At 69.9% G+C, this 17820-nt stretch carries 16 protein-coding genes; 12 read left to right on the top strand and 4 right to left on the bottom strand.

The window, feature by feature from the left end; genetic code table 11:
- Window positions 1-77 precede the first annotated feature (77 nt).
- Window positions 78-995 carry an NmrA family NAD(P)-binding protein gene (locus tag FHR32_RS28065; RefSeq protein ID WP_184757519.1) on the top strand — a complete coding sequence of 306 codons (918 nt, stop codon included), beginning with the start codon at window positions 78-80 and terminating at the stop codon, window positions 993-995.
- A gap of 65 nt (window positions 996-1060) precedes the next feature.
- On the opposite strand, the gene FHR32_RS28070 is transcribed toward FHR32_RS28065, so the two are convergent.
- Window positions 1061-1957: an endonuclease/exonuclease/phosphatase family protein gene (locus FHR32_RS28070; RefSeq protein WP_184757520.1), complete on the bottom strand. Its 897-nt coding sequence runs from the start codon at window positions 1955-1957 to the stop codon at window positions 1061-1063.
- Window positions 1958-2129: 172 nt separating this feature from the next.
- Between FHR32_RS28070 and FHR32_RS28075 the strand changes: the two genes are divergently transcribed.
- From FHR32_RS28075 to FHR32_RS28110, 8 genes are all read left to right on the top strand, one after another.
- Window positions 2130-3170 carry an LLM class F420-dependent oxidoreductase gene (locus FHR32_RS28075; protein WP_184757521.1) on the top strand — a complete coding sequence of 347 codons (1041 nt, stop codon included), beginning with the start codon at window positions 2130-2132 and terminating at the stop codon, window positions 3168-3170.
- Window positions 3171-3490: 320 nt separating this feature from the next.
- The gene (locus tag FHR32_RS28080) at window positions 3491-4783 is read left to right on the top strand and encodes a dicarboxylate/amino acid:cation symporter (protein ID WP_246467453.1); all 1293 of its coding nucleotides are present in this window, start codon (window positions 3491-3493) and stop codon (window positions 4781-4783) included.
- A gap of 128 nt (window positions 4784-4911) precedes the next feature.
- Window positions 4912-5979, top strand: coding sequence for a M24 family metallopeptidase (locus FHR32_RS28085; RefSeq protein WP_184757523.1), 1068 nt, complete (start codon window positions 4912-4914; stop codon window positions 5977-5979).
- Window positions 5980-6004: 25 nt separating this feature from the next.
- Window positions 6005-6565 carry an elongation factor P gene (gene efp, locus FHR32_RS28090; protein WP_184757524.1) on the top strand — a complete coding sequence of 187 codons (561 nt, stop codon included), beginning with the start codon at window positions 6005-6007 and terminating at the stop codon, window positions 6563-6565.
- Entirely contained in the window at window positions 6565-6975 is a 411-nt protein-coding gene (gene nusB / locus FHR32_RS28095; protein ID WP_184757525.1) for a transcription antitermination factor NusB, read from the top strand. Before efp ends, nusB begins: the two co-directional genes overlap by 1 nt.
- A gap of 195 nt (window positions 6976-7170) precedes the next feature.
- Window positions 7171-7929, top strand: a complete 759-nt coding sequence (locus FHR32_RS28100; RefSeq protein ID WP_184757526.1) for a class I SAM-dependent methyltransferase — start codon at window positions 7171-7173, stop codon at window positions 7927-7929.
- A gap of 55 nt (window positions 7930-7984) precedes the next feature.
- Window positions 7985-9205, top strand: coding sequence for a DNA polymerase IV (gene dinB, locus FHR32_RS28105; protein WP_184757868.1), 1221 nt, complete (start codon window positions 7985-7987; stop codon window positions 9203-9205).
- A 147-nt stretch (window positions 9206-9352) separates the two neighbouring features.
- On the top strand, window positions 9353-9760 hold the full coding sequence (locus FHR32_RS28110) for an SCO2097 family morphological protein (protein WP_184757869.1): 408 nt from the start codon (window positions 9353-9355) through the stop codon (window positions 9758-9760).
- Between the two features lie 117 nt (window positions 9761-9877).
- Here FHR32_RS28110 and FHR32_RS28115 read toward each other — a convergent pair whose 3' ends face one another.
- From FHR32_RS28115 to FHR32_RS28125, 3 genes are read right to left on the bottom strand one after another with little or no spacing between them, the layout of a single operon-like run.
- Window positions 9878-12292 (bottom strand): transglutaminase TgpA family protein, encoded by a 2415-nt coding sequence (locus FHR32_RS28115; RefSeq protein ID WP_184757527.1) that lies wholly within the window; start codon window positions 12290-12292, stop codon window positions 9878-9880.
- The gene (locus FHR32_RS28120; protein ID WP_221466240.1) at window positions 12289-13542 is read right to left on the bottom strand and encodes a DUF58 domain-containing protein; all 1254 of its coding nucleotides are present in this window, start codon (window positions 13540-13542) and stop codon (window positions 12289-12291) included. The genes FHR32_RS28115 and FHR32_RS28120 overlap by 4 nt, the downstream gene beginning before the upstream one ends.
- Window positions 13542-14519, bottom strand: a complete 978-nt coding sequence (locus tag FHR32_RS28125; RefSeq protein ID WP_184757529.1) for an AAA family ATPase — start codon at window positions 14517-14519, stop codon at window positions 13542-13544. The genes FHR32_RS28120 and FHR32_RS28125 overlap by 1 nt, the downstream gene beginning before the upstream one ends.
- Window positions 14520-15009: 490 nt before the next feature.
- On the opposite strand from FHR32_RS28125, the gene mraZ reads away from it, so the two are divergent.
- The 3 genes from mraZ (at window position 15010) to ftsL (ending at window position 17135) form a co-directional block, all read left to right on the top strand.
- Window positions 15010-15441 (top strand): division/cell wall cluster transcriptional repressor MraZ, encoded by a 432-nt coding sequence (gene mraZ / locus FHR32_RS28130; RefSeq protein WP_012889563.1) that lies wholly within the window; start codon window positions 15010-15012, stop codon window positions 15439-15441.
- A gap of 223 nt (window positions 15442-15664) precedes the next feature.
- On the top strand, window positions 15665-16657 hold the full coding sequence (rsmH, locus tag FHR32_RS28135) for a 16S rRNA (cytosine(1402)-N(4))-methyltransferase RsmH (protein WP_184757530.1): 993 nt from the start codon (window positions 15665-15667) through the stop codon (window positions 16655-16657).
- Entirely contained in the window at window positions 16644-17135 is a 492-nt protein-coding gene (gene ftsL / locus FHR32_RS28140) for a cell division protein FtsL (protein ID WP_184757531.1), read from the top strand. The genes rsmH and ftsL overlap by 14 nt, the downstream gene beginning before the upstream one ends.
- The last annotated feature ends 685 nt before the right edge of the window (window positions 17136-17820 follow it).

The raw sequence follows: 17820 nt of genomic DNA on the forward strand, positions 1-17820 counted from the left end.
AGACGGCGGACTGGCCGGTGAACAGGCCAGGGCGTCGGCCGTCGAAGCGCTCTGGTCACGGGCAGGGGGATCTCGCGATGGCCGAGGGCGGTCCCATCCTCGTCACCGGTGCGGGCGGGGGCGTCGGAGGTGTGGGCCGTACCGTCGTCGAGCTGCTGCGCGGGCGCGGTCTGCCCGTGCGGGCGATGGTGCATCACGACGACGGGCGCGCCGAGGCGCTGCGCGACCTCGGTGCACAGGTGATCGTCGGTGACCTCACCCGGCCCGCCGATGTGGCGGATGCCCTTGACGGCAGCCCTCGGATGTTTTTCAGCATGAGCGTGTCGCCGTCGTACCTGGAGGCCGCCGCCACCGTCGCGACGGTGGCCCGCGCGGTGGGTGCGCTTGAGGTCCTGGTCGGCATGTCGCAGATGACCGTGTCGCAGATGGACGCGGTGAGCACCGAAGAATCCCATCAGCAGCGGTTGCACTGGCTGTCCGAACAGGTGTTTGACTGGTCCATGCTTCCTGTCGTGCACATCCGCCCCACCGTTTTCCTGGACAACCCGTTCTTCACGACGCTGGCCGCGCGTTCCATAGCCGAGAGCGGGACCATCCGGCTCCCCTTCGGAACCGGTCGCACGTCACCGGTCGCGGCCGGCGACGTCGCACGTGTCGTCGCCACCGTGCTGGAGGATCCCCGGCCACATCTCGGGCACGTCTACCAGCTGACCGGCCCCCGCTCGCAGGAGATGACCGGCGTCGCCGAGGAGTACTCCCGCGCGCTGGGAAGGAAGGTCACCTATGTGGACGTCCCGTTCGACGCCTGGGTCGATCAGGTCGTCACCCCCGCGGGATTCCCGCCGCACGTGGAAGAACACATCGTCACCATGGCCCGCCTCCACCGCCGGAACCGTTACGACCGGACGACCCGCGACGTCGAATCGATCACGGGAAAGGCCGCGGAGACGGTGGAGGAGTTCGTCGCGGAACGGGCCGGCCTTTTCACCCGGTGAATGTTCCCCGCCGCGCCGTTCGACGATGTGCTCGACGGCATCGCCGCCAGCCTGCCCGGCCAGGCCTAGCTCCCCGCCATGCGCAGCGTGGCGACGGCGGCGAGGTGGTCGCTGCCGGCGGCCTGCTCGACTCCGGCGCCGGTGGCGGACATGCCCCGGTAGAGGATGTGGTCGGGACGGGTGACGGGGAAGGACGACGGCCAGGTGAAGCCGAACCCGGAGCCGGCCTCCTGCTGGGCGTCCAGCAGCGGCGGCACCAGGTTGGCGCGCTTGCGGTCGGTGGTGGCGGTGTTGAGGTCGCCGAGCAGGAGCAGGTGCTCGCTGTCGTCCCTGTCGATGAGCCTGCGGGCGTAGGCGAGGGTCTCGTCGCGCTGGGCCGTCTTGCCGGGGCGGGCCGAGGCCAGGTGCATGACGTAGACGGTCAGGTCCCCCTTGGGCGTCCTGACCACGACTCTCAGCGCCCGGACCCAGTCGAGGCCGATGTCCGCCTTGCGGGCGTCGGTGATCGGGAACCGGCTCCACAGGCCGACCGTGGAGATCTGGTAGTGGTGCGGGAACCGTCCGTTGAGCGCCTTCGCCGCCGGGCCGCCGTTGGTCAGCTCCTGCGCGGCGACCAGGTCCCGGCCCTTGGAGAGGGCTCGTACGGCCTGCCCGGAGGCGGCGTTGGTCACCCCCACGTTGAGCGTGGCGACCGACAGGTCGCTCGGGCCGCCCGGCGGGGTGTGCAGCAGGGTGGGGCCGAACAGGACCGCCCACACGGCCGCCGGGAGCAGTGCCACGACGACCGTCTGCCACGAACGGGTGAACAGCGCGGCGACCAGCAGCACCGGCACGGCGACGCCGAGCCAGGGGAGCACGCTCTCCAGCACGGGGGTGAAGCCGCCCAGCTCCGGCAGGAGCCGGTGCCCGCCGAGAATCAGGGCCAGCGCCCCCGCCACCGTGATGATCAGCCGTCTCAGCACGCCGCTCCTCGTCTGCCTGGCCTACGGGAGCCGCTTCTGCCCCGGAATGCGTACGCTACCGGCCCTGCCCCGGGGACGCGGGGCTTGGTGCTTCGGCGGTGAGTCGATAACCTTCTGTCCCGAGGCAACGGAACATCATTCGGTTTTGTGGGTGCGGAAGGACGATCTCAGGATGCGTATCGGTATGGCCCTGAACTACTCGGGGGGCTTCAAGCAGACGGTGGCCGCGCTGGCCGACTACGAGAAGGCCGGTCTCGACATCGTCTTCGTCGCCGAGGCCTACAGTTTCGACGCGGTCAGCCAGATGGGCTACATCGCGGCCAAGACCGAGCGCCTGCAGATCGCCTCCGGCATCCTGCCGATCTACTCCCGGACGCCCACCCTGCTGGCCATGACCGCCGCGGGCATGGACTACGTCTCCGACGGTCGCTTCACCCTCGGTCTCGGCGCCTCGGGCCCCCAGGTCATCGAGGGCTTCCACGGCGTGCCGTACACCGCTCCGCTGGGCCGTACCCGCGAGGTCGTCGAGATCTGCCGTCAGGTCTGGAAGCGCGAGCGCCTGACCTACGAGGGCAAGCACTACACGGTCCCGCTCCCCGCCGGCCAGGGCACCGGCCTGGGCAAGCCCCTGAAGATCATCAACCACCCCGTCCGCGACCGCATCCCCATCGTGATCGCCGCCATCGGCCCCAAGAACGTCGAGCTGTCGGCGGAGCTGGCCGAGGGCTGGGAGCCGATCTTCTACATGCCGGAGAAGGCCGCCGACGTCTGGGGCGCCTCGCTGGCCGCCGGCAAGGCGAGGCGCGACCCGGCCCTGGGGGAGCTGGACGTCATCGCCCAGGCGGCGCTGGCCATCGGTGACGACGTGTCCGACTGGCTGGAGCTGGGCCGCCCGATGGCCGCCCTCTACATCGGCGGCATGGGCGCCAAGGGCAAGAACTTCTACAACGACCTCGCCCGCCGGTACGGCTACGAGCGAGAGGCCGAGCAGATCCAGAACCTCTACCTCGACGGCAAGAAGGACGAGGCCGCCGCGCTCGTCCCGCAGGAGCTGCTGGAGAAGATGTCCCTGATCGGCTCCGAGGGCCACGTCCGCGAGCGCATCCAGGCCATGAGGGAGTCGGGCGTCACGACCGTCAACGTCGCCCCGCTCGGCCACACGCACGAGGAGCGCGTCCGGCTCATCGAGAGGGTCAGAGAGCTCGCGTCCTGACGCCCCTGTGTGAAGGGGGTCCCGGCTCCGGCCGGGGCCCCCTTTCCGGTGCCCGCCGTTCCTCCGGTCCTTGACAAGATTCTTTTCTCTACTCAATGTGATATGAGTCACAGAGTAGAGAGGAATAGACATACGTTATGAGGAGGTTCTTCCCCCTCGTGAGGTTTTCCCCGGTGATCGTGTGGCTTGTCGAGCGGCTACACGTCGACCTGTGCCGCCTGAACAGCCAGCTCTGTCGCTGAACGCTGTCCCCCCACCCCTCATCTCCTCACCCGCATGACCGTGTCCGCTCCGGCATGCCCTTTCACGGAGTCCCGTACATGAAGAGATTCTCTTTCTCCCTGCAGTTGCTGCTGGGCCTGGTCGTCGGCGTCGCCCTCGGGTTCGTCGCCCGTGCCGGCGACGTCACCTGGCTCACCACCACCCTGACCGAGGTCGGCAAGCTCTTCGTCCAGCTCCTCAAGCTGGCCGTCCCGCCGCTGGTCTTCACCGCCGTCGTCGTCAGTGTGGCCAACCTGCGCAACGTCAACGGAGCCGCCAGGCTCGCGGGCAAGACATTGCTGTGGTTCCTGGTCACCTCGCTGATCGCGGTGGCCTTCGGGATCGGCCTCGGGCTGATCCTCAACCCCGGCCTGGGCGTCACCATCGCCACCGAGGGCGCCAAGGCGGTGGACCTGGAAGGCGCCGGAACCTGGGTCGACTTCCTGACCGGCATCATCCCGACCAACATCGTCACCGCCTTCACCGAGCTCAACGTCCTCCAGATCGTCTTCCTGGGAGTCGTCCTCGGCGCCGCCGCCCTGGCGGTCGGCGACAAGGCCGAGCCGTTCCTGAACCTCAGCCGCTCGGTGCTCGAACTGGTCCAGAAGGCCCTGTGGTGGGTCATCCGGCTGGCCCCGATCGGCACCGCCGGTCTCATCGGAAAGTCCGTCGCCAGCTACGGCTGGGAGCTGCTCGCCCCGCTCGCCAAGCTCAGCGCGGGTGTCTACATCGGATGCCTTCTGGTCCTGCTGGTGAGCTACCCGCTGCTGCTGGCGTTCGTCGCCAAGGTCAACCCGGTCACCTTCTACCGCAACGCCTGGCCCGCCATCGAGCTGGCCTTCGTCTCCCGCTCCTCGGTCGGGACCATGCCGCTCACCCAGCGCGTCACCACCGAGCGTCTCGGCGTGGACCGCGACTACGCCTCCTTCGCGGTGCCGTTCGGCGCGACCACCAAGATGGACGGCTGCGCCGCGATCTACCCGGCACTCGCTGCGATCTTCGTGGCCCAGGTGTTCAACATCCCGCTCGGCGTCGGGCAGTACCTGCTGATCGCGTTCGTCTCCGTGGTGGGCTCCGCCGCGACCGCCGGTCTCACCGGCGCGATCGTGATGCTCACCCTCACCCTGAGCACGCTCGGCCTGCCCCTTGAGGGCGTCGGCCTGCTGCTGGCCATCGACCCGATCCTCGACATGATCCGTACCGCCACCAACGTGGCGGGGCAGCTCGTGGTGCCGGTCATCGTGGCCCGTTCGGAGGGAAGACTGGACGAGAGCGTGTTCAACGCTCCGCCGCAGCCGCTGGACGAGGCCCCCCGCTCCACCGTCCGGGTGTCTGATCCCCTTCCGGCCTGACAGCGGCCATCGGGCGGGCTCCAGGCGACTGGAGCCCGCCCGCGAATCATCCCGGGTCAAACCCGTCTGTGAACCGTCCCCGGCGGGGACGGGGAACGACGCCGGCGAACGGCCATAGCATGCGAGTCATGACCGCCACCCACGCTCTCCGCCGTCAACGTCTCGCCGCGTTGCTCCCCGCCCACGAGGCCGACGCGATCCTGGTCACCCGCGGTGTCAACGTGCGCTACCTGACCGGTCTGGCCAGCTCCAACGCCGCGGTGCTCGTCCGGGCCGACGCCCGCGCCACGCTGGCCACGGACTCCCGCTACGCCGAGACCGCGCGCCGGGCCTGCTCCGACATCGAGGTGATCGAGGAGCGTGACGTCGCCGGATGCCTCGTCTCGATGGCCGACAGGGTCGCCGTCGAGGCCCATCACATGCCCGTCGCCGACTACTTCCGGCTCGGAGACGACCTGCTGCGCCTGTCCGGAGTGGTGGAGTCGGTGCGCCGGGTCAAGGACGAGGCCGAGATCGACCTCATCCGCACCGCGTGCGCGCTCACCGACCAGGCTCTCGCCGACGTCCTGCCCACGCTGCGGCCCGGGGTGACCGAGAGGGAGATCGCCAGGGCGCTGGAGTCGCGGATGATCGAACTGGGGGCCGAGAAGCCCGCCTTCGAGTCGATCGTGGCGAGCGGTCCCAACGGCTCGATCCCGCACCACTCGCCCTCGGGCCGGCCGCTGGAGCGAGGCGACCTGGTCACGATGGACTTCGGGGCGCTGTACGAGGGCTACCACGCCGACATGACCCGGACGGTGGCGATCGGCGAGCCCGCCTCATGGCAGCGGGAGCTGTACGACCTGGTCCACGCCGCCCAGCGGGCCGGTCGCCATGCCGTACGGCCCGGCGCGGTCACCCACGAGGTGGACGCCGCCGCCCGTGACGTCATCGCCGAGGCGGGCTATGGAGACTACTTCGGCCACGGCCTCGGCCACGGCGTCGGACTGGAGATCCACGAGGTGCCGTTCCTGTCTCCGGCGAAGCCAGAGCCCGACTACGAGCACGCTAGACTAGAGGATCGAGTTCCGGTCACCGTTGAGCCAGGGGTTTACCTACCGGGCAGGGGCGGCGTCCGCATCGAGGACACGCTCGTGACGCGTGATGACGGACCGGAACTTCTCACACGGACGACCAAAGAGCTGCTTGTCCTTTAAGAGCGGCCGTACGCAGGAGAAACTAGTGGCGACGACGAACGACCTCAAGAACGGCCTGGTGCTCAAGCTCGACGGCGGTGAGCTCTGGACGGTCGTGGAGTTCCAGCACGTCAAGCCCGGTAAGGGTGGTGCGTTCGTCCGCACCAAGATGAAGAACATCCTTTCCGGCAAGGTCGTCGACAGAACCTTCAACGCCGGGGTCAAGGTCGAAGTGGCCAACGTCGACAAGCGCGAGATGCAGTTCTCCTACATGGACGGCGACGACTTTGTCTTCATGGACACCGAGACCTACGACATGCTCCATGTCTCCCGGGCCGGGGTCGGCGACGCCGCCAACTACCTGCTGGAGAACATGCTCGCCACCGTGGCGATCAACGAGGGCAACGTGCTCTACGTCGACCTGCCCGCGGCCGTCGAGCTGATCATCTCCGAGACCGAGCCCGGCCTCCAGGGCGACCGCTCCACCGGCGGCACCAAGCCCGCCACGCTGGAGACCGGCGCCGAGATCAAGGTGCCGCTGTTCATCACGACCGGCGAGAAGGTCAAGGTCGACACCCGCACCGGCGATTACCTCGGCCGGGCCTGATGTCGGCACGGGGTAAGGCGCGCAGGCGCGCGCTGGACATCCTGTTCGAGGCCGAGGCGCGGAGCCAGGATCCGCTGAGCGTCCTGGCCGAGCGCCTGGAGCGGGCGGAGCCGCCCGTCAACGAATACACCACGACGATCGTCGAGGGCGTGTGCCGGCACCGGTCGCGCATCGACGAACTGATCACCACCTACGCCGAGGGGTGGACGCTCGACCGCATGCCCGCGGTCGACCGCAACCTGCTGCGCGGCGGCACCTACGAGCTCCTGTGGATGCCCGACGTCCCCGAGGGCGTCGTCATCAGCGAATGGGTCGGCCTGGCCTCCGAGCTGTCGACCGACGAGTCGCCGCAGTTCGTCAACGGCCTGATGGCCCGGTTCAAGCAGCTCAAGCCCTCCCTGACGCTGTAGGGCGCTCCGCGGGGGACCGATCCCGGTCTCCCGCGGCGATGCTGTTCTCGCGTGGTTCGATCCCCTTTATCCGCCCGGGTTCTTCCGTGCCGGAAAAAGACTCGATCAAGCACGAGTATGGATCGTCCTTGGGTGGTCCCGGGGGCTGTCCGGCGTAGGCTGGGCTCGTCACCCGAAATAGGAGGCGATCTGAAGTTGCACGCCGTAGGCATCTCGCGGCAGGCAGGCACTCCGGCGGTCCGCACCGCCGTCGTCTGGGACGTCCTGCGGGCAGTGCTGGCCGAAAGGGTGTCCGCCACCGGGCGTGACCGCCTCGACATCGTCGACGCGGGAGGCGGCACGGGAGGCTTCGCCGTTCCGCTGGCCGAACTCGGGCACTCCGTAACGGTCGTCGATCCCAGCCCCGACTCGCTGGCCGCGCTGGAGCGCCGCGCCGCGGAGGCGGGTGTGGGGGTGCGCGCGCTGCAGGGTGACGCCGCCGACCTGGGGGAGCTGCTCCCCGCCGACTGCGCCGACCTGGTTCTCTGCCACAGCGTGCTGGAGTACGTGGAGGATCCGGCCAGTGCGCTGACGGCCATGGCCGCGCTGCTGCGTGAGGGCGGGGCGATCAGTGTGCTGGCCGCCAACCCGCTCGCCGCCGCGCTGCACCGCTCGATCGCGGGCCGGTTCGACGAGGCCCGTCAGGTGCTGGACGACCCCGAGGGGCGCTGGGGCGACCGTGACCCCACCCCCCGGCGTTTCACCCGGGAGGCCCTGGCGCGACTTCTCACCGTGACCGGCTTCGCTCTCGGCGAGGTCCACGGTGTGCGGATCTTCGCCGACCTGGTGCCCAGCCGGTTGCTCGACGGCGAGCCGGGGGCCGCACGTGCCCTGGTCGCCCTGGAACAGGCGGCGGCCGCCCATCCCGTGCTCCGGGACATCGCCACCCAGTTGCACGTCCTCGGCCACCGGTGAGGCTTGCATCGAACGCGTGTTCTCATAGGATGGTGCCGTGTCGAGGAAGCAGCAGATGCCGCGCCCGAAGTCCGATCTGGGCGACGACGACACCGGCTGCCCGATCCTCCACGTCGACATGGACGCGTTCTACGCCGGCGTTGAGCTGCGCGAGCGCCCGGAGCTCGTGGGCTCGCCCGTTATCATCGGCGCGCCCGGCGCGCGCGGCGTGGTGCTCAGCGCCACCTACGAGGCCCGGAGATTCGGGGTGCACTCGGCCATGCCCATGACCCGGGCCCGCCGGCTCTGCCCTCAGGCGGTGATCATCCCTCCCAGCCGGGGAAAGTACGCCGAGGTGTCGCGAGGTGTGATGGAGATCTTCCACACGTTCACCCCCGAGGTGGAGCCGATCGCCTCCGACGAGGCGTTCCTCGACGTCGGCGGGGCGCGCAAGAGGCTCGGCCCGTCGGCCGCCATCGCCGCGATGATCCGTGAGCGGGTCGCGCGGGAGCAGGGGATCACCTGTTCCGTCGGGGTCGCGAACAGCAAGTTCGTCGCCAAACTCGCGTCCCAGCACTGCAAGCCAGACGGCCTTCTGGTCGTTCCGGTGGACAAGGTGGTGGATTTCCTTCACCCCCTCCCGGTAGGGGCACTGTGGGGCGTAGGGGAGCGCACAGAGCAGTCTCTGGTCCGGTTGGGTGTCAGGACCGTCGGTGATCTCGCGGCCATCCCGCTCGCCACCCTGCAACACCAGCTCGGCCAGGCCGCCGGCGCCCATCTGGCCGCACTCGCCTGGGGCCGCGACGAGCGCCCGGTGACCCCGCACGTGCCCGACAAGAGCATCGGGGCCGAAGAGACATTCGCCACAGATGTGGACGATCCCGTGAAGATCCGCAGAGAGCTGCTCCGCCTCTCCGAACGGGTCGCCGCCAGGCTCAGGGAGGGCGGCCACGTCGGCCGCACGGTCAGCGTGAAACTCCGCCGGGCCGATTTCAGCACCATCTCCCGGTCCCGGACGCTCCGAGAGCCCACGGACGTCGCCCAGGTGCTCTACGCGACCGCCTGCGATCTCTACGCCGCCGCCGGCCTGGAGAAAGTCCGGCTCCGCCTGGTCGGAGTGCGGGTGGAGAGCCTGCGTCCGGCCGGCGAGACGCCCCGGCAGCTCGGTCTGGGGGAGCGGGAGTCGGGCTGGCGGGAGGCCGAACAGGCGATGGACAGAGCTGCCCGGAGATTCGGCCGCGATGCGGTGCTCCCGGCGTCGCTTGTTCGCCCACCATTTGGTGAAATAGACCCATGACGCCTCCTCCGGTTTGGACTACGTTGGACGTTTTCTTTCGTCTACGTCTACAGCCTCGTATTCTGGGGATAACCGACCGCGAGGTTCGGACACCCCGTGTCGTTCGTCACCGTCTTCCCCGTCCTGGGGCTGTCCTTGGGAGGCGCCGTGCCGCTCTCTGATCACGAGCAGCGCCTGCTCGACCAGATCGAGCAGGCCCTCTACGCTGAGGACCCTAAATGGGCCAACACCGTGAGGATCAGTGATCCACGCAGCCACTACAAGCGCCGCCTGGTAAAGGCCTCCATCGGCTTCGTCCTGGGCATCGTCCTGTTGATGGTCGGCGTCGTGATCAACAACATCCCGCTGGGCATCCCGTTGGGTGTCGGCGGTTTTGTGATCATGCTCGCCGCATGTCTGTGGGGTCTGTCCAGTTGGAAGCGGATGAACGGGTTCGGTGAGGCCACCGCCTCACCGTCCGGACAGCCGAGCAAGGGCGGGCGCCGTGGCGGCTCCCGGCAGAGCTTCATGGAGCGCATGGAAGAGCGCTGGCGCCGCCGTCACGACGAGCGCTAGCGGGAAGGTCCCGCCCCTTTCGCGGTGGCGGGACCCCGATCCTGAGTGGGCCGTCTCCGCCGGAGACGGCCCACTCAGGATCGATCCGGCCTTCCCCCGGTCCCGGAGCCCGCGCCCTCAGGCGTCCCTGCGTGCCGGTCGGCGGAGCCGGAGGTTCTCCAACCGGTCGAAGCCGTCCAGCATCCGCGTCCCCAGGCGGCGTGCCCGCAGGATGGTCGAGGGCGGCAGGAAGACCGCGCGGATCCGCCTGCCCCGTGTCACCGTGGCCGCCAGTGCCCGCCGTACCCGGCGGAGATCCTCGGGCAGCGAGCCGATCTCGCCCGCGGTGCGGGCGAAGAGCATCCGCTCCACCGCCGTGGTGATCCTGGCCATCGCGGCCGAGGCCTCCGCGTCGAACCCGCACTGCTCGGTGAGCCGCCGGGCCAGCGCTCGGGGACTCTCGCTCGGCTGCCGCGCCATGCCGTAGTCGTACAACGCGTCGTCGAGCTCCGCCCATGCCGCGCTCACCGCCGGTGACTCCCGCCGGTCGGCCCTGACTCCCTTGACACCGGTGGGCTCCGGGCCGGCCGGGGCGTTCACCTCCCGGGAGTAGGACCGGCGCCGCCGGGCGCGCAGCTCCCAGCGGAGCATCCCGGGGATCAGCGCGATCAGCAACGCGACGACGACCCCGATACCGATCCGCCCCACCAGGGGCATGCCCTCGTCCACCGCGAGCGGCACCCCGCCGAACTCGCGATCGAGCAACAGGTCCCGGCGGTCGCGGGCCGTTCCGCCCGGCAGGTCGGCTCCGGTCGAGTCCGGGGCCGGGGTCGAGCCGGCCTCGCCGTCATCGACCGGCGCGGCCTGCGGCCGGGTGTAGGACGGCACCGTCGCACTGCTCTGCCCCGTGCTGCCGCCGGGGGTGGGCTCGAACCTCAGCCATCCGGTGCCCTCGAAGTAGAGTTCGGGCCAGGCATGGGAATCATGCGTGCGCACCTGCCACTCCCCGGAGACGTAGCTGCCGCCGGTGTAGCCGATGGCGACCCGGGACGGGATGCCCAGGATCCGTGCCAGCACCGCCATCGAGGTGGCGAACTGCTCGCAGTACCCGGACCGGTTTCGGATCATGAAGTCCGTCAGCGCCGGCCCGCTGTTCCCCTGGGTCGACAGGGTGTAGGTGAATCCGCCCTTCTTGGTGAAGAAGTCCTGGAGCTGGATCGCCTGCTCGAAGGGGCTGGAGTCCCGCTCCGTCACCCGCCTGGCCAGTTCCCCGATCTCCCGGGGAAGGTTCTCCGGCAGCTGCAGGTACCGTCCGCCGACCTGCGCGGGGGCCGACGCCTTGAGGGTCTCCGGTGTCGGCTTGGGCTCGTTGGTGGTGACCTCGTAGCTCAGGCCTTCGGCGGTGTCCTCGGTGGAGAAGACCATGAGCGTGTCCCGGTCGGCCCGCCAGTCTCCTTCGATCCGGACCTGGCCGGCGGGGTAGGGCAGCGGCAGGAATTCCATGTCCCTGACCTGCTCGCTCACCTTGATCCTGGTGGTCGCCTGCGTGACGGCCAGGCCGGCGGCCTGGCCGGGGGGCGGCGGAAGCGGACCCTCGGAGACCCGGTCCTCGGGACGACCCTGCGGGCCCGTCATGGTCCACTGCTCGCCGTCGAAGACGTCCAGCGCGTACAGCCGCAGGTAGCGTGGCGCGCCGTCGTTGACCGTGTAGGTCAGCACGGTGGAGTTGTCCGGCAGCGACAGCCGTCCCCGCAGGTTGGCTATCGGGTTCGGGATGCTGATCGAGTTGCCGCCCCGGCCCTTGCCGTTGCCCACGCCGAAGTTGAAAAGCGGGTTCGGCTCCAGCGTGGGCAGCAGCATGGGCAGCAGAATGGCCAGCACGATCGCCGTGAGGCCGATGCGCCTGCCCGACAGCCGCAGGTTCCCGGCGTCGGAGGCGGGCTTCGGGGCGACGAAGGACGGGGTGCGGCGCACCAGCACCGCCCGGCCCCAGTGGTTGATCCGCTCGCGCCCGTCGGCGGCCAGCAGTCCCAGGTAGCCCAGGGCCGCGATGATGAACGCCGGCCAGCTGATCGGCTCGGAGATCACCGCGGCCGGGACGGTGAACAGTGCCAGCAGCGGCAGTCCGGCGAGCGCGGCCCGGCGCAGCCGGGAGGCCAGCAGGTCGACGATGATCGCGATCAGGCCGACGCCGCCGCAGGCCAGCAGGGTGATGCCGGTGTTGGCCGGCACCGGCGCGGCGTATCGCTGGATGTCGGCGAAACCGGTGGCCAGCAGCTTCGCCAGCCCGATGACCGACTCCAGGGTGGGGACCAGCCCCGCCCACGCCTTGCCGCCGGTGAACACCGCCGTCAGGTAGATCCACACCACGAGAAGCTGGGCCGGCGGTACCAGCCAGTTCGGCAGGGTGTAGCGGGTGCCCAGCATGCCGACTCCGGTGACCGCCAGGATGATCCCCAGGCATGCCCAGAACCAGCTGCCCCCCTGAAACAGCGGGTAGAGCGCGATCGCGACCGCTCCCGTGGCCGCGCCCGCCGCTATGGGAAGTCTCATGAGCCGCCCCCACTGAGTGTGAATCGCCCGCGCTGCGCGGCATCCGGCCACACACTCGCGATCGAGGTGCCCGCGGGCAGCCGCACGATGCGCCAGCCCGTCCCGGCGAGGATCGCCTGCGCCGCCTGGTACTCCTCGTTCTGGCCGAGCTCGGGCCGCTCCCAGCCCGCCACGTCCAGCATCACGGCCACGCCGGTCACGTTGCCGTGTCTCAGCCTGGCCAGTGCCTGGGCCTGGGCCACGTCGACCCCGCCGAGGACCGCCACGATCAGGCCGTCGCCGCCGCCCTGCCGCAGCGCGTTCACGCCGTACTCCAGCGACCGTGCCGAGCTGGTGCGCACCACGGAGAGGGTGTCCAGCAGCGACCAGCTCAGCCCGGTGTCGGTGAGGTGCTCGGCACCCTGGTCGGTGACCAGGCGCAGGCCGAGCCCCTCACGCGCCAGATGGACGCCGATCGAGGCCGCGGCCGAGACCGCCACCTCGAACGACGAGCGAGGACCCTCACCGCGGTGGGCGTATCGGCGGGTGTCCAGCAGCAGGGCACCCCGGCTCTGCCACTGCTGCTCCTCGCGCCGCACCATCAGCTCGCCGTACCGGGCGGTCGAGCGCCAGTGCACGCGCCGCAGGTCGTCGCCCTGCCGGTACTCCCGCGGTGCGATGTCGTCGTCACCCGCGGCCGCCACACTCCTGGTACGGCTGTCGCCCCCGCCCGTCCACTCGCCGGAGAGGCGGACGTGCGGGAGCGCCACGACCTGGGGCGTCACCATGAGCGTGTCGCTGATGCTGAACGACCTGGTCAGTTCGACCAGGCCGAACGGGTCGGCGATCCGGATGGTGAGCGGGCCGATTCCGAAGCGCCCGCGCAGGTCGGACCGGACCCGGTAGTCGATCTCCCGGATGCCGTGCGACTCCACCCGGTCCAGGACGAATCTGGGCCGTGCCCCCAGTGCGTAGGGGACGGTGTCCTCGATCATCAGCAGGCCGGTCGGCAGCCGGGTCACGTTCTCCAGCCGCAGCGTCACGGTGGCCTCGCTGCCCACCTCCGCCCGAGGGGGATCCAGGCGCCGCGCGCAGCTCAGCCGGTAACGGGTGCGGGCCACCACCATGGCCGCCAGCAGCGGCAGGGAGACGATCAGCACCCCGATCCTGAGCAGGTCGTGTTCCCCGAGGACGAAGGCGCACACCAGCGCCGCGACGCCGGATGCGAGGAACGACCGGCCACGGGCGGTGAGCGCCTTGAGGCCGGACATCACTTGCCTTGTGTCTCGGGCACAGGCACCCGGCGGACCAGCTCGGCCATCACCTGCTCGGGTGTGCGGCGCTGGCCCTGGGCCTCGACGCTGGGCAGCAACCGGTGGGCGAGGACGGGCAGGCACAGCTCCTGCAGATCGTCGGGGATGACATAGTCGCGGCCGGAGAGCGCGGCATGCGCCCGCGCCGCGCGGACCAGCTGCAGGGTCGAACGCGGGGAGGCGCCGAGTCGCAGGTCGGGGCTTTGGCGGGTGGCGGTCACCAGGTCGATGGCGTACTTCCTGATCGACTGTGAGACGTAGACCGCGCGCACCGCCTCGATCAGCGCCCGGACCTCGGCGGTGGTCGCCACCGGCTCCAGCTTGTCCAGAGGGGAGGCGGCGCCGTGCACGTCGAGCATCTCCAGCTCGGCCATGGGCTCCGGGTAGCCCATCGCGATCCGGGCCGTGAAGCGGTCGCGCTGCGCCTCGGGGAGGGGATAGGTGCCCTCCATCTCGATGGGGTTCTGGGTGGCGATCACCATGAACGGGCTGTCCAGCCGGTAGGTCGTGCCGTCGACGGTGACCTGGTGCTCCTCCATGCACTCCAGCAGAGCCGACTGCGTCTTCGGCGAGGCCCGGTTGATCTCGTCGCCCACCACGATGTTGGCGAACACCGGGCCGGGCTTGAACTCGAACTCCCTGGTCTGCTGGTTGTACGCGCTCACCCCTGTGATGTCGCTGGGCAGCAGGTCCGGGGTGAACTGCACCCGGCGTACCGGGCAGTCGATGGATCGTGCCAGGGCCTTGGCGAGCATGGTCTTGCCCACTCCGGGAACATCTTCGATGAGTAGATGTCCCTCGGCGAGGAGAACGGTCAAGGTCAGGCGGATGACGTCGCCTTTGCCTTCGATCACGGACTCGATCGCCTGACGGATCCGGTGCGCCGTGACGACCAGATCATCGAGCCGAGGTGAGACGTCATGGGTTACTGCCACCAGGCCTCCATGAAGGTGCGGCGGTTTCGCGCCGGGGGTGCGTGTTTTCGGGACCTTTGCGGTCCCTTTCCATTGTGAGTACCGACACTACGACGCCGTGCCTTCTCGGGCGACTCTATGCGGGCATTAAGGGGCATTCCGGGTGAACAGCCATAGTGTCTGCTCTGATCATGGCGTTTTTGTGCGACAGATGTACTGATCTCGTGACAAGTCCGTAGGGTGCTCAATTTTTCACCCCCCGTCACTGCCGGTCAGTCGATTCCGTAATCACTCGGCCATCAGGGTCCTTCTCGACACGCCCAGCACGTCCCGGGGACGCGTCCCCCCTCCACTCCGCTCCACCCATATTGACCTGGGGAAATATCGCCGGAGTCGGCTGTTCGGGCGGGCGGAATCAGTTGACGGTGGAGAGAAGTGGAGTATGGTGGTGCGCAGTGGAGAGCAGGGGCTACAGCGCCAGGCGCTCCGCTAGGCACGGGAGGTGGGGCCGGTGTTCCTCGGCACTCATCATCCGCGTCTCGATGACAAGGGACGGCTGTTCCTGCCGGCGAAGTACCGCGAGGAGCTGGCGGAGGGTCTGGTGATCACCAAAGGCCAGGAGCGCTGCCTCTACGTCTTTCCCGTAGAGGAGTTCCAGCGCATAACCGAGGCCCTGCGCACAGCGCCGGTGACCGCCAAGGCGGTCCGCGATTACAGCCGTGTCTTCTTCGCCAGCGCGTCTGACGAGGTCGCCGACAAACAAGGCCGGGTCACCATTCCGCAGGCTCTGCGTGAGTATGCCAGCCTGCGCCGTGACTGCACGGTCATCGGAGCCAACACACGGCTGGAGATCTGGGACGCACACGCGTGGGACACCTATCTGGCCGACCAAGAGCAGGCTTTTGCCGATCTGTCGGAGGAGGTGCTGCCAGGGATTCTGTGACTTCACGGTCGACTCATCGGTGAAAACGTCGTTCGGCGAGGTCTCCACCCGCAACCATCATGCACGTCAGCTGATGCACCTTCCCCGGTGTCAGGTGACGGGCGGACACGTGGGTGCGGATGGGGACCTGGCCGGACGGCCCGGGGGTGGGGGCCAGCAGGGACACCGGTGAACGCCCGCCGCGCATCCGCGAGCGCGGCGGCAAGAGGGGGGTTTGCGCTTCATGCGCGCCGAGAACGACATGCGTGATTTTCAGGCCCCGGGCGGCCACGTGCCCGTGATGCTCGACCGAGTGCTTGAGCTCCTGGCTCCCGCGCTCGCGGGTCCCGACCCCGTCGCGGTCGACGCCAACCTGGGCCTCGGCGGTCACGCCGAGGCCCTGCTGGCCGCCCACCCCTCGCTGCATCTGATCGGGATCGACCGCGACCCCACCGCGATCGAGCGCTCGACGGCCCGGCTGGCGCCGTACGCCGACCGGATCACCCTGGTCCGCGCGGTCTCCGACGAGCTGGCCGAGGTGCTGGCGGAGGCCGGCCGACCCCGGGTCAACGCCGTCCTGTTCGACCTGGGCGTCTCCTCGCCCCAGCTCGACGAGGCCGAGCGCGGCTTCGCCTACTCCTACGACGCTCCGCTGGACATGCGGATGGACCGCGATCAGGAGCTGACGGCCGAGGTCGTCGTGAACACCTACTCGGCCGCCGAACTCATCCGGATTCTCCGCGATTACGGCGAAGAGCGATTCGCCCCGCGTGTCGCACGCCTAATCATCAAGGAACGGGGCAACGAGGCCATAACGTCGACTAAGCGGCTTGCGGAGATCGTCCGTACGGCGATCCCTGCCGCTACCCGACGAACCGGGGGAAACCCCGCCAAAAGGACTTTTCAGGCGTTGCGGATCGAGGTGAACGCGGAGTTGACGGCACTGGAACGCGCGCTGCCCGCCGCGCTCGACGCGCTGACGCTTGGCGGGCGCGTGGTCGTGCTCGCCTACCACTCCCTTGAGGACCGGCTGACCAAGCAGGTTCTGGCGGCACGCGTCAGGGAGACCGGCCCACCGGGGCTGCCCGTCCCGTTGCCGGCTCACCAGCCGCGGTTCGCCCTGTTGACAAGGGGAGCCGAACTTCCGAGCGAAGAAGAGGTGGCCCGCAACCCGCGGGCGGCCTCTGCCCGGTGTCGGGCAGCAGAGAGGATCCGTGAGGCAGTTGACGAGGAGTGATTCAGACGTCCGCACCGCGCCGAGCCGCGGTGGACGACCTGCGCGCGTCCCCCGCGCGACGCCGCAGGCACGCAGGACCAGGCCGGCCAGGACCGTGCCGGTCACCGGCGCCGCAGCCCCGGCGGCCCGGCGGGGCCGCACGCCGCGCGCTCCTTTCGTGCTGCTCGTGGTGGGCCTGCTCTGCGGCGGCCTGATCAGCCTGCTGCTGCTGAACACCGTCCTCAATCAGGACTCCTTCAAGGCGGATGAGCTCACCAGGGCCAATGACAAGCTCCGCCAGCAGAAGGAGGAGCTGAAGTACGACAACATGCTGCTGGAGCAGCCCAACGCGCTCTCCCGTAACTCCGTGAACCAGGGGCAGGGGCCCGACTGGAACAAGGTCAGGGCCATCACCCCTGACCGTTCCAACGGCAGCCGGGTCGCCAGTGAAGGCCAGACGCCCACCGGACAGGAGCGAGTGCCGGGCACGGGCCGGTGAGAGAGACCGGCGGCCGGGGACCCGGCCGTGGCGGCTCCGGCAACGGATCCGCCGGAGGATCCGGCCGCCGGGCCCCGGGAGGGCCCGGCCGTGCCGGCAAGCCGAACGGCCCGGACGCGGCGGGGAAGCCGGGTCCCTCCGGCAGGCCCGCCCGCCCGGAGGGCTCGGGCAGACCCGACGGCACCGGCGGTCCCGGCAGGCCGTCCGGCTCCGAGGGGCAGGGCGCACCAGGCCGCTCGGACGGGGCCGGAAGGCAGGGCGGTCCGGCGGGCCCGGGCAAGGCCGGGGCTCCGAAAGCAGACAAGTCCGGATCTTCAGGTAAGTCCGGCCCGCAAGGCACGTCCGGTGCTTCGGGGAGGTCCGGCGCCTCGGGCAAGGCCCGTGGTTCCGCCGGGGCGGGCAGGCAGCGTTCCGACGGTCCCGCCAGATCGGGTGGTCCTCCGGCGGCGGGCAGATCCGCCCGTCCCGAAGGCACGGGGAGGTCCGGCAGGTCGTCGGGCCCGGAGACGCCGCGCAGGCCGCGCAGGCCGCGCAGTTCCCCGCGGCCGGACGCTCCGCAGGCACCCCCGGAGCGGGGCCGCAGCGGAGCGGGACGCGGGAGCGGCCGACCGGCCGATCCCGGCCGCACGCCGGGCAGGAGCGGGGCGGGGGGCAGACCGCCCCGGCCGCCGGTGCGCCCGCCGGC

The organism is Streptosporangium album (assembly GCF_014203795.1).
Taxonomy (GTDB): domain Bacteria; phylum Actinomycetota; class Actinomycetes; order Streptosporangiales; family Streptosporangiaceae; genus Streptosporangium; species Streptosporangium album.

Coding starts and splice junctions, on each gene's coding strand:
- FHR32_RS28085 (WP_184757523.1), top strand. CDS start 4,912: ATGACCGCCACCCACGCTCTCCGCCGTCAACGTCTCGCCGCGTTGCTC.
- dinB (WP_184757868.1), top strand. CDS start 7,985: ATGCCGCGCCCGAAGTCCGATCTGGGCGACGACGACACCGGCTGCCCG.
- FHR32_RS28065 (WP_184757519.1), top strand. CDS start 78: ATGGCCGAGGGCGGTCCCATCCTCGTCACCGGTGCGGGCGGGGGCGTC.
- nusB (WP_184757525.1), top strand. CDS start 6,565: ATGTCGGCACGGGGTAAGGCGCGCAGGCGCGCGCTGGACATCCTGTTC.
- FHR32_RS28115 (WP_184757527.1), bottom strand. CDS start 12,292: ATGAGACTTCCCATAGCGGCGGGCGCGGCCACGGGAGCGGTCGCGATC.
- FHR32_RS28120 (WP_221466240.1), bottom strand. CDS start 13,542: ATGTCCGGCCTCAAGGCGCTCACCGCCCGTGGCCGGTCGTTCCTCGCA.
- FHR32_RS28080 (WP_246467453.1), top strand. CDS start 3,491: ATGAAGAGATTCTCTTTCTCCCTGCAGTTGCTGCTGGGCCTGGTCGTC.
- FHR32_RS28075 (WP_184757521.1), top strand. CDS start 2,130: ATGCGTATCGGTATGGCCCTGAACTACTCGGGGGGCTTCAAGCAGACG.
- rsmH (WP_184757530.1), top strand. CDS start 15,665: ATGCGCGCCGAGAACGACATGCGTGATTTTCAGGCCCCGGGCGGCCAC.